The following is an 11,428-nucleotide window of genomic DNA, read 5'->3' as shown; positions in this document are numbered from 1 at the left end:
TCACCAGGCGGGGCTTTTTAATGGCTTCAGGAATTACACGAGTGGTTTAGGCTCGTGCTCTTTTTCCTGAGCTTCTTCGCGCTGCTCGACCGCATCCTGAACGGACCGTGGTGCTTCAGCGATCACCGCTTCAACCGATGCTTCTTCAGCGACCGGGGCAGGGGCTGCCTCGACCACTTCAGCCGCAGCGGCAGGTTCGGCAGCCACTGGCGCCGCAGCGGCAGCCAGTTCGGCTTCCTTCTGCAGACGCTCGGCTTCACGCTTGCGACGACGCACTTCACGCGGGTCGTTTGGCGCGCGGCCGTTTGGCGTCAGGGCGCTGACCGGAGCCGGAGCTTCAACCACTGGGGCCGGTGCTTCGACAATGGCTGGAGCTTCGACAGCCGGTGCTTCGACTGCTGGAGCTTCAACCGCAGGCGCTGGAGCCGGCTCGGCCGCTGCGACCACTGGCTCGGAAACCATGGCCTGCGGTACTTCGGCTTCAGCGACTGGCGCTGGAGTCTCAGTGACGGCTGGCTCGGCAACCCAGTTGAACGCAGTCTGCTCTTCGCGAACTTCACGCACGGTTTTGGTCACTTCTTCAGTGACGGTTTCAACCGCTGGCTCAGTGGCGGCAGCTGGCGCTTCAACGACAGCTTCCGGTTCAGCCGCTGCTTCAACCTGAGGCTGAGCTTCGCGGACCGGGGCGACTTCGATCTCCGGCGCAGCGGTCACTTCCACAGGAGTGGTGGCTTCGACAACCGGCGCTTCGACTGGAGCAGTTTCCAGTGTGGCGGCGGTAGCGCGCTCAGCCTGCTCGTGGGCCTGAGCTTCAGCCGGAGCGCTGATGGTGCTGCTGGCAACGGCGGCGGTGACGGCCAGGCCAGCGGCCAGATCGGCAGTGCTTGGCTCACCAGCGTTTTCAGCGGACTCGGATTCTTCCGAACCTTCGATCACATTGCCGTTGGCATCACGCTGACGCTCGCGGCGGTTGCTGCGACGACGCTGACCACGGGAGCGACGACGTGGACGATCGCCTTCGGCGTTGTCCTGACCGTCTTCCGGCAGTTGCTCTTCGTTATTGGTGTTCACTTCTTCTTCAGCGACGGCAGCAGCGGCTTGTTCGGCGCGCGGTTGACGTTCTTCACGCGGCGGACGCGGAGCGCGTTCTTCGCGTGGCTGACGGGCCGGACGGTCTTCAGTCGACACGGCAGCGGTGGCTGCGGCTGCGACTGGCGCGGCGTCCAGTGGCTCGCGCAGTTCACGTACGCGTTCTTCACGCTCGCCACGCGGCTTGCGATCTTCACGCGGTGCGCGCGGTGCACGTTCTTCACGCGGGGCACGTGGTGCGCGCTCTTCGCGGGCTACCGGCGCTTCGCTGCGGGTCTCACGCGGCTCACGGGCTTCACGAGGCTGACGCTCTTCGCGCGGCTCGCGTGGGGCACGCTCTTCACGTGGAGCACGTTCCTCGCGTGGCTTGCGTTCTTCATCGCGACGACCGTTACGGTTGCGGCTCTGCTGACGACCGTTGCGACGTTCTTCGTTGCGGGCAGGACGCTCGGTGGCAGCCGGTTTCGCAACAGCGACCGGTGCGGCTGGCTCTTCCTTGGTGGCGAACAGGCTGACCAGCGACTTCACCAGACCCTTGAACAGGCTTGGCTCAGGCGCGGCAACCGGTGCCGGAACAGGTGCGGCAGGTGCAACTTCGGTCGGCACCGGTGCGTTCGCACGGGCCGGGGCAGTTTTCACCGCAGCTTCCTGGCGAACCAGAGTGCGGGTCGCAGCGGCAGGCTGGACTTCTTCGACTTCGGCAGCGGCGGCAGCGATTTCGTAGCTGGACTGGTTGGTCGCGGCTTCCGGGCTGTCGTCACGCAAACGCTGAACTTCGAAGTGCGGCGTTTCGAGGTGATCGTTCGGCAGAATGACGATACGGGCACGGGTGCGCAGTTCGATCTTGGTGATCGAGTTGCGTTTTTCGTTGAGCAGGAACGCGGCGACCGGGATCGGCACTTGCGCGCGAACTTCGGCGGTGCGGTCTTTCAGGGCTTCTTCTTCGATCAGGCGCAGAATGGCCAGCGACAGCGATTCAACGTCACGGATGATGCCGGTGCCGTTGCAACGCGGGCAGACGATGCCGCTGCTTTCGCCCAGCGATGGGCGCAGGCGCTGACGGGACATTTCCAGCAGGCCGAAACGCGAGATACGACCGATCTGCACGCGGGCGCGGTCAGCTTCCAGGCATTCGCGGACTTTCTCTTCCACGGCGCGCTGGTTCTTGGCCGGGGTCATGTCGATGAAGTCGATGACGATCAGGCCGCCGATGTCGCGCAGGCGCAACTGACGGGCGATTTCTTCGGCGGCTTCAAGGTTGGTCTGCAGGGCGGTTTCTTCAATGTCGCTGCCTTTGGTGGCGCGCGCCGAGTTGATGTCGATGGACACCAGGGCTTCGGTCGGATCGATGACGATGGAGCCGCCGGAAGGCAGTTCGACGACGCGCTGGAACGCGGTCTCAATCTGGCTTTCGATCTGGAAACGGTTGAACAGCGGCACGCTGTCTTCGTACAGCTTGATCTTGCTGGCGTACTGCGGCATCACCTGGCGGATGAAGGTCAGGGCTTCGTCCTGGGCTTCAACGCTGTCGATCAGCACTTCGCCGATGTCCTGGCGCAGGTAATCGCGGATGGCGCGGATGATCACGTTGCTTTCCTGATAGATCAGGAATGGCGCGGAGCGATCCAGCGAGGCTTCTTTGATGGCGGTCCACAGTTGCAGCAGGTAGTCGAGGTCCCACTGCATTTCTTCGCTGCTGCGGCCCAGGCCTGCAGTGCGCACGATCAGACCCATGTCGGCCGGAGCGACCAGACCGTTCAGCGCTTCACGCAGTTCGTTGCGCTCTTCGCCTTCGATGCGACGGGAGATGCCGCCGGCACGCGGGTTGTTCGGCATCAGCACGAGGTAACGACCGGCGAGGCTGATGAAAGTGGTCAGGGCAGCGCCCTTGTTGCCACGTTCTTCTTTCTCGACCTGGACGATGACTTCCTGGCCTTCGCTCAGGACGTCCTTGATGTTGACGCGGCCTTCAGGGGCTTTCTTGAAGTATTCGCGGGAGATTTCTTTGAGGGGCAGGAAGCCGTGGCGCTCGGAGCCGAAATCGACAAAGGCAGCCTCAAGGCTTGGTTCGATGCGAGTGATGCGGCCTTTATAGATGTTGGCCTTCTTCTGCTCGCGTGCACCGGATTCGATGTCCAGGTCGTAGAGGCGCTGGCCATCTACCAGTGCAACACGCAACTCTTCGGGTTGAGTTGCGTTAATCAGCATTCTTTTCATGTAGTACCGTCGGTTTCCGGGCTGCCGGAAACGGCGTTCGGCACACACGACTTCTCACGGTCGGTGTCAGGTGCGTCGGGAGTGGTTGGCCATTCCCGTGTCCAGCGATGTGCGGCCAATTGGGCCGATACCGCGACGTACGCGTCCTGCTTGCTGTGGCTACTTAAGCACTCAGTCAGGAGGAGGAATCAACCAGCGGCTGTGGACGAGATGAAGCGTCTTGATCAAAGCTTGTTGCTACACAGTCCGGCGGTTGTGCATCTCCACCCTACACGTATCCCTGATAATTCGGGTGCTGCCGCGCGCAGAATCCGCAGCGGGTTGGCATTTACCGTGAGCTCCGAAAGGGGAGGTCACGCATCATGGCTAATTCAGGCGATGTTTCCGAAGCAACCGCTCGGGGTCATTCGCAGTCGACTGCACTTTGTGAACTGGCCTTGAATGTTGCCTGCCGGGCGAGTGAGAACTCTGCTCGGCGGTGTAATTCAGGCCTCATGTCACCTGCGCTCGTTACAACCGCAAACTCCACCGTTACGTAGCGAAAGCCCCGTAGGACGGCCTCGCGCCCTGGTGAATTGCGTTGGTCAGGGCCGGTCTTTGACCGTGGTTCCGCTGTCCAGGCCGCTTTTGGCGGCGTTCGCGACTATAGCAGCAATGATTAAGTGCTTCAATTCCATAAAAATTGTTATCATCCGCGGCATGACAACTACTGCCCCTTCGACTCCAGGCGTTCAACTGCTTGAAGTCTCGCCGGAGTATGCCGGCCAACGAATCGACAACTTTCTCCTCGCCCGGCTCAAAGGCGTGCCCAAGACCTTGATTTACCGCATTTTGCGCAAAGGCGAAGTGCGCGTGAACAAAGGTCGGATCAAGCCCGAATACAAGCTGCAGGCCGGCGACATCGTGCGCGTGCCGCCGGTTCGCGTGCCTGAACGCGACGAGCCGGTGCCCCTGGCTCAGGGGCTGTTGCAGCGCCTCGAAGCGTCGATTGTCTACGAAGACAAAGCCCTGATCGTGATCAACAAGCCCGCCGGCATTGCGGTTCACGGCGGCAGCGGGCTGAATTTCGGCGTGATCGAAGCCTTTCGTCAGTTGCGTCCCGATGCCAAGGAGCTGGAGCTGGTTCATCGTCTGGACCGTGACACCTCCGGCCTGCTGATGATCGCCAAGAAGCGCAGCATGTTGCGCCACCTGCACGAGCAACTGCGTGGCGATGGCGTCGACAAGCGCTACATGGCGCTGGTCCGTGGCAATTGGGCGACCTCGATCAAGCAGGTCCGCGCACCGTTGCTCAAGAGCAATCTGCGTTCCGGCGAGCGCATGGTCGAAGTCAATGACGAGGGCAAGGAAGCCCTGACGATGTTCAAGGTGCTGCGCCGCTTCGGCGATTTTGCCACCATGGTCGAGGCGAAACCGGTTACCGGTCGTACCCACCAGATTCGCGTGCACACCTTGCATGCTGGCCATTGCATTGCGGGTGACAGCAAGTATGGCGACGAGGATTTCACCAGGGAAATCCGCGATCTGGGCGGCAAGCGTCTGTTCCTGCACGCTTACATGCTGACCGTGCCGCTGCCCGATGGCGGCAAGCTGACCCTTCAAGCGCCGGTTGACGAAATGTGGGCCAAGACCGTGGAGCGATTGAGTGCGCCCATCTGATTACAAGCTGCTGATTTTCGATTGGGACGGCACCCTTGCCGATTCCATCCATCGGATCGTCGAGGCGATGCACTCGGCGTCCGGGCGTTCCGGTTTCGAGTTGCGCGATGACTTCGCCGTAAAAGGCATCATCGGTCTCGGATTGCCGGAAGCGATTCGCACCCTGTACCCCGAAATCAGTGACGCAGAACTGCTCGCGTTTCGCGAGTACTACGCCGATCACTACATCGCTGCCGAAGCCGTGCCTTCGCCGCTGTTCGAAGGCGTGGTCGAGTCGATGGCGTCGTTTCGCGAGCAGGGCTATCACTTGGCGGTGGCGACCGGCAAGAACCGGCGCGGCCTTGATCGCGTACTCAAGGCCAATGGCTGGGAAGATTATTTCGATATCACCCGTGCTGCCGATGAAACTGCCAGCAAGCCGCACCCTCTGATGCTTGAGCAGATCGTCAGCCACTGTGGCGTGCGCCCGGAGCAGGCGTTGATGGTCGGTGATTCGTCGTTCGATCTGCTGATGGCGCGCAATGCGGGAATGGATTCGGTGGCGGTCAGTTATGGCGCGCAATCGATCGAGTCTCTGCAACAGTTCGAGCCGCGGCTGTCGATCGACCGTTTTTCTGAATTGCATGCCTGGCTGGGTCAGCGGGCTTAATACGTTTTTGTTGGGGTAGATGGCATGACCGACGAATGGAAAGCACCGGCCAAGGCAAGTGCCGACGACGGTGACGCGAAAAGCTGGAAGCTGTTGGAAAAAACTCTGCTGGCTGGCGTGCAGGAACAACGCCGTTCGCGGCGCTGGGGGATTTTCTTCAAGCTGCTGACGTTTGTTTACCTGTTTGTTGCGCTGCTGCTGTTCACGCCGCTGATGGACATGGAAAAAAGCGCCACGCGCGGCCCGAACTACACGGCGTTGATCGAGATTGACGGTGTAATCGCCGACAAGGAACCAGCCAGCGCCGACAACATCGTGGGCAGCCTGCGCGCGGCCTTCGAAGACAAAAAGGTCAAGGGCGTGATCCTGCGCATCAACAGCCCGGGCGGCAGTCCGGTGCAGTCGGGTTATGTCTATGACGAGATCAAGCGTCTGCGTGCTCTGCACCCGGAGATCAAGCTCTACGCTGTGATTTCCGATCTAGGTGCCTCCGGTGCTTACTACATCGCCAGCGCGGCGGACCAGATCTACGCCGACAAGGCCAGTCTTGTGGGTTCGATCGGCGTCACGGCGGCGGGTTACGGTTTCGTCGGCACCATGGAAAAGCTGGGTGTTGAGCGTCGTACCTACACTTCCGGCGAGCACAAGGCGTTTCTCGATCCGTTCCAGCCGCAAAAGCCTGAAGAAACCGCGTTCTGGCAAGGCGTGCTCGACACTACGCACAAGCAGTTCATCAACAGCGTCAAGCAGGGTCGTGGTGAACGCCTGAAAGACAAAGAACATCCGGAGCTGTTTTCCGGGCTGGTCTGGTCGGGTGAGCAGGCGCTGCCGCTGGGCCTGATCGATGGTCTGGGCAGTGCCAGTTCGGTGGCGCGTGATGTGATCGGCGAGAAGGAGCTGGTGGACTTCACTGTGCAGGAATCGCCGTTCGATCGCTTCTCGAAAAAGCTCGGTGCCAGCGTGGCCGAGCAGTTGGCGATGTGGATGGGTTTCCACGGGCCTTCGTTGCGGTAAATTGCCGGTAGATCAAAAGATCGCAGCCTGCGGCAGCTCCTACAGGATTAATGTTCAATCGCTTTTTTTGCGGTGACGCCGATTCTGTAGGAGCTGCCGAAGGCTGCGATCTTTTGCTTTCAAGGGACTTGCACGCCTTCGACCAACAACATATCGATCAGGCGAATCAGCGGCAGGCCGACCAGACTGGTGGCGTCCGGACCTTCGGTCGATTGAAACAGGCTTACACCCAAGCCTTCGGCCTTGAAGCTGCCGGCGCAGTCGTACGGCTGCTCGATGTGCAGATAGCGCTCGATGCGCGCCTGATCCAGCTGACGCATGTGCACGGTGAACGGCACGCAGTCGACCTGGCATTGCCCGGTCTGGCTGTTGAACAGCGCCAGGCCGGTGAGGAAGGTCACGCTCGCGCCGCTGGCGGCCATCAGCTGATCGCGGGCCTTTTCGAAGGTGTGCGGCTTGCCGATGATCTGTTCGCCGAGGACGGCGACCTGATCCGAGCCAATGATCAAATGAGCAGGGTGGCTGTCCGCCAAGGCCCGGGCTTTTTCTTCGGCAAGACGTTTGACCAGATCGATCGCGGACTCGCCCGGGCGATGACTTTCATCGATGTCCGGCGAGCTGCAGACGAACGGCAGGTGCAGGCGGGCGAGCAATTGGCGGCGATAAGTCGAGCTTGAAGCGAGTAATAAAGGCAGCATGGACGTCTCCTGAGGCAGGTGCGGATTCTAGCGGAGGGGCGCAAGTGACGGACAGGGCACAATTTCCTTTGACATGGGTGGGTGCATCCCTATAATGCTGCGCCTATGTTGAATGACCCGATTCCACCTCACGTTGACCCGCGCAAATTGGCTGACCGTGGCACCACCCTTCAAGGTGAACTGCTGCTGGCCGATTTGAAGAGACTCTGCGACCCGCTTTCCGACGATGTCGGTACGGTGCAGGCCAAATTCGTTTTTGAACGAGATGAACGTAAGTCTGTGGTCATCCACAGCTTTATCGACACCGAAGTCAAAATGGTTTGCCAGCGTTGTCTTGAGCTGGTCACCCTGCCGATCCACAGCGAATGCAGTTACGCGGTGGTGAAGGAGGGTGCGAATACCCAGTCGTTGCCGAAAGGTTATGACGTGCTGGAACTGGGGGAAGATCCATTGGATCTGCAGTCACTGATCGAGGAGGAGCTTCTGCTCGCCTTGCCCATTGTGCCTGCTCATCATCCGGAAGAATGCCAGCAGCCGGCGGGAGCAGATGAGCCCGAACCGAGCGAGGACGAGGTAACGCGGTCCAACCCGTTCAGTGTATTGGCGCAGTTAAAGCGTGACCCAAACGTTTAGGAGTTAATCAATTATGGCTGTTCAGCAGAACAAAAAATCCCGCTCTGCCCGTGACATGCGCCGTTCGCACGACGCTCTCGAGGCTAGCACCCTGTCTGTAGAAAAAACCACCGGTGAAGTTCACCTGCGTCACCACGTATCGCCAGAAGGCGTATACCGTGGCCGTAAAGTGATCGACAAGGGCGCTGACGAGTAATCACTTGTCCGCTCAAGTCATCGCGATTGACGCAATGGGCGGGGACTTCGGTCCCCGCAGCATTGTTCAGGCCAGTCTCGCTTGCCTGTCTGCTACGCCCTCGTTGCACCTGACCCTCGTCGGTCAACCCTCCCTTCTTGAAGAACTGATCCACGGCCAGTCGGCTGCCGATCGCGCGCGCCTGACGATTGTTGCGGCCAGCGAAGTCATCACCATGGACGAAAAACCTGCTCAGGCCCTGCGTGGCAAGCCGGATTCGTCGATGCGTGTCGCCCTCGAATTGCTCCGCGATGGCAAGGTGCAGGCCTGTGTCAGTGCCGGCAATACCGGGGCGTTGATGGCGTTGTCGCGTTTTGTGTTGAAGACACTGCCTGGCATTGATCGTCCGGCCATGGTGGCGGCGATTCCGACGCAGACCGGTTATTGCCAGTTGCTCGATCTTGGCGCCAACGTCGATTGCAGTGCCGAGCACCTGTTGCAGTTCGCTGTGATGGGTTCGGTGGCTGCGCAGACCTTGGGGATTGCCCGTCCGCGTGTGGCGTTGCTGAACATCGGCACCGAAGACATCAAGGGCAATCAGCAGGTCAAACTGGCCGCAACGCTGTTGCAGGCTGCGCGCGGGATCAACTACATCGGCTTCATCGAAGGCGACGGCTTGTATCGCGGCGAGGCCGATGTGGTGGTGTGTGACGGCTTCGTCGGCAATATCCTGCTCAAGTCCAGCGAAGGCCTGGCGACGATGATTGCGGCGCGCATCGAGGCCCTGTTCAAGAAAAACATCGCTTCTCGCGCTGTAGGCGCGCTCGCGATGCCGTTGATGAAGCGTCTGCAGGCCGACCTGGCTCCGGCGCGACATAATGGCGCAAGCTTTCTCGGCTTGCAGGGCATCGTCGTGAAGAGTCACGGGGCGGCCGGTGTTCAGGGCTTTCAGAGTGCGATTCAACGGGCACTGATCGAGATCCAGGAGAACCTGCCCGAGCGTCTCCACGGCCGTCTGGAGGATCTGTTGTCTTAGGCGTTTTCGTCGGACAATGCTTAAATGTGACCGCCCGGTTCAAAGGGCCATCCAAACTGTCAGTTTCTCGCGTCCCGAGCGGGACGATATTTTCCGACGACAAGATCATTAGGGGCTTGTTACATGTCTGCTTCCCTCGCATTCGTCTTTCCAGGACAGGGTTCGCAGTCCCTCGGCATGCTGGCCGAGCTGGGCGCGCAACATCCGCTGATCCTCGAAACTTTTCAAGAAGCCTCTGCTGCGCTGGGCTACGACCTGTGGGCACTGACCCAGCAGGGCCCGGAAGAGTTGCTCAATCAAACCGATAAAACCCAACCGGCAATCCTGACCGCCTCGATCGCCCTGTGGCGTCTGTGGCTGGCCGAAGGTGGCGCGCGTCCGGCATTCGTTGCCGGTCATAGTCTGGGTGAATACAGTGCGCTGGTTGCCGCCGGCAGCCTGACCCTGGCTGACGCGGTCAAGCTCGTCGAGCGCCGTGGCCAGTTGATGCAGGAGGCGGTGCCGGCCGGGCAGGGCGGCATGGCTGCGATCCTCGGTCTGGAAGACGCCGATGTGCTGGCAGCCTGCGCCGAAGCGGCGCAAGGCGAAGTCGTCAGTGCGGTGAATTTCAACTCGCCGGGCCAGGTGGTGATCGCCGGCGCCAAGGCTGCTGTCGAGCGTGCCATCGAGGGCTGCAAGGCCCGTGGCGCCAAACGCGCCATGCCGTTGCCGGTGAGCGTGCCGTCGCACTGTGAACTGATGCGTCCGGCTGCCGAGCGCTTCGCCGAATCCATCGCTGCCATCGACTGGCAAGCGCCGCAGATCCCGGTGGTGCAGAACGTCAGCGCACAAGTGCCGGCCGATCTGGAAACCCTCAAGCGTGACCTGTTGGAACAACTCTACAAGCCAGTGCGCTGGGTTGAATCGGTGCAGACCCTGGCGGCCAAGGGCGCCACGAATCTTGTCGAATGCGGCCCGGGCAAAGTCCTGGCTGGCCTGAACAAGCGTTGCGCCGAAGGCGTTTCGACTTCCAACCTCAATACCCCAGATGCCTTCGCTGCCGCTCGCGCAGCGCAGGCCTGAATCAGGAGAAACTTGCATGAGTCTGCAAGGTAAAGTTGCACTGGTCACCGGTGCAAGCCGTGGCATCGGCCAGGCCATCGCACTGGAACTGGGTCGTCAGGGCGCCATCGTTGTCGGCACCGCGACCTCCGCGTCGGGCGCCGAGCGCATTGCCGCGACCCTGAAGGAAAACGGCATCCAGGGTGCCGGTTTCGAACTCAACGTCACCAGCGACGAATCGGTCAGCGCCGTGCTGGCAGGCATTCAGGAGCAGTTCGGTGCTCCGGTGGCGATTCTGGTCAATAATGCCGGTATCACCCGCGATAACCTGATGATGCGCATGAAAGACGACGAATGGTACGACGTGATCGATACCAACCTGAACAGTCTGTATCGCCTGTCCAAGGGCGTTCTGCGCGGCATGACCAAGGCTCGCTGGGGTCGAATTATCAGTATTGGCTCGGTGGTGGGTGCCATGGGCAACGCCGGCCAAGTAAACTATGCAGCCGCCAAGGCCGGTCTGGAAGGTTTCAGCCGGGCGATGGCGCGTGAAGTCGGTTCGCGTTCGATTACGGTCAACTCGGTGACCCCAGGGTTCATCGATACCGATATGACCCGCGAGCTGCCTGAAGCACAGCGTGAAGCCTTGCAGACGCAGATTCCGCTGGGTCGTCTGGGACAAGCTCAAGAGATCGCGTCCGTGGTCGCTTTTCTTGCATCCGACGGTGCGGCATACGTTACCGGGGCTACAATCCCGGTGAACGGTGGGATGTACATGTAAGTAAAATGTGACGGATTGCTTCAAAAAAATGTCATACGAGCTGTCTAAAATCCGTTATAAAGCTGCAATCTATTTATAGGCAGAGGGCCGCAGGGTTTGAGGAGTGAAGCTTTCAGTTGAAAAACTGAAAAGGCTTTCTATACACTTACCCACTGGCCAGCTGCCTGAATTTGTCCATTAGGAGTGAAAACAAGGTATGAGCACCATCGAAGAGCGCGTCAAGAAAATCGTTGCCGAGCAACTGGGTGTTAAAGAAGAAGAAGTGGTCAACACCGCTTCCTTCGTAGAAGACCTGGGTGCCGACTCCCTTGACACCGTTGAGCTGGTGATGGCTCTGGAAGAGGAATTCGAGACCGAAATCCCTGACGAAGAAGCTGAAAAGATCACTACTGTACAAGCTGCAATCGACTACGTTACCAGCCACCAGGCGTAACAG

11 protein-coding genes are annotated in these 11,428 nt (G+C 60.2%); 9 read left to right on the top strand and 2 right to left on the bottom strand.

What is annotated here, in order from left to right:
* Positions 1–33: 33 nt before the first annotated feature.
* Positions 34–3,306, bottom strand: coding sequence for a ribonuclease E (gene rne, locus J2Y90_RS24725; RefSeq protein ID WP_253504354.1), 3,273 nt, complete (start codon positions 3,304–3,306; stop codon positions 34–36).
* Positions 3,307–4,005: 699 nt separating this feature from the next.
* Here rne and rluC point away from each other — a divergent pair.
* The 3 genes from rluC to sppA are packed head-to-tail and all read left to right on the top strand — an operon-like array spanning position 4,006 to position 6,628.
* A complete protein-coding gene (gene rluC, locus J2Y90_RS24720; protein ID WP_253504352.1) occupies positions 4,006–4,965 on the top strand; it encodes a 23S rRNA pseudouridine(955/2504/2580) synthase RluC in 960 nt (319 codons plus the stop codon).
* A complete protein-coding gene (locus J2Y90_RS24715) occupies positions 4,952–5,614 on the top strand; it encodes an HAD-IA family hydrolase (protein WP_083352208.1) in 663 nt (220 codons plus the stop codon). Before rluC ends, J2Y90_RS24715 begins: the two co-directional genes overlap by 14 nt.
* Before the next feature lie 24 nt (positions 5,615–5,638).
* Positions 5,639–6,628: a signal peptide peptidase SppA gene (gene sppA / locus J2Y90_RS24710; protein ID WP_083352209.1), complete on the top strand. Its 990-nt coding sequence runs from the start codon at positions 5,639–5,641 to the stop codon at positions 6,626–6,628.
* A 119-nt stretch (positions 6,629–6,747) separates the two neighbouring features.
* Here sppA and J2Y90_RS24705 read toward each other — a convergent pair whose 3' ends face one another.
* Positions 6,748–7,326 carry a Maf family protein gene (locus tag J2Y90_RS24705; protein ID WP_253504350.1) on the bottom strand — a complete coding sequence of 193 codons (579 nt, stop codon included), beginning with the start codon at positions 7,324–7,326 and terminating at the stop codon, positions 6,748–6,750.
* A gap of 105 nt (positions 7,327–7,431) precedes the next feature.
* Between J2Y90_RS24705 and J2Y90_RS24700 the strand changes: the two genes are divergently transcribed.
* From J2Y90_RS24700 to acpP, 6 genes are all read left to right on the top strand, one after another.
* Positions 7,432–7,959, top strand: coding sequence for a YceD family protein (locus tag J2Y90_RS24700; protein WP_003204262.1), 528 nt, complete (start codon positions 7,432–7,434; stop codon positions 7,957–7,959).
* A 13-nt stretch (positions 7,960–7,972) separates the two neighbouring features.
* Positions 7,973–8,155 (top strand): 50S ribosomal protein L32, encoded by a 183-nt coding sequence (rpmF, locus tag J2Y90_RS24695; protein ID WP_003179396.1) that lies wholly within the window; start codon positions 7,973–7,975, stop codon positions 8,153–8,155.
* Positions 8,156–8,159: 4 nt separating this feature from the next.
* The gene (gene plsX / locus J2Y90_RS24690; protein WP_301291688.1) at positions 8,160–9,170 is read left to right on the top strand and encodes a phosphate acyltransferase PlsX; all 1,011 of its coding nucleotides are present in this window, start codon (positions 8,160–8,162) and stop codon (positions 9,168–9,170) included.
* A 123-nt stretch (positions 9,171–9,293) separates the two neighbouring features.
* Complete coding sequence (gene fabD, locus J2Y90_RS24685) at positions 9,294–10,232, top strand: ACP S-malonyltransferase (protein ID WP_056788244.1); 939 nt, start codon at positions 9,294–9,296, stop codon at positions 10,230–10,232.
* 16 nt (positions 10,233–10,248) lie between these two features.
* On the top strand, positions 10,249–10,992 hold the full coding sequence (gene fabG, locus J2Y90_RS24680; RefSeq protein ID WP_016770989.1) for a 3-oxoacyl-ACP reductase FabG: 744 nt from the start codon (positions 10,249–10,251) through the stop codon (positions 10,990–10,992).
* A gap of 196 nt (positions 10,993–11,188) precedes the next feature.
* Entirely contained in the window at positions 11,189–11,425 is a 237-nt protein-coding gene (acpP, locus tag J2Y90_RS24675) for an acyl carrier protein (RefSeq protein ID WP_003175607.1), read from the top strand.
* Positions 11,426–11,428: the final 3 nt, after the last annotated feature.

The organism is Pseudomonas koreensis, assembly GCF_024169245.1.
Classification (GTDB): Bacteria; Pseudomonadota; Gammaproteobacteria; order Pseudomonadales; family Pseudomonadaceae; genus Aquipseudomonas; species Aquipseudomonas koreensis_F.
This window is presented reverse-complemented; position numbering and strand designations above follow the sequence as displayed.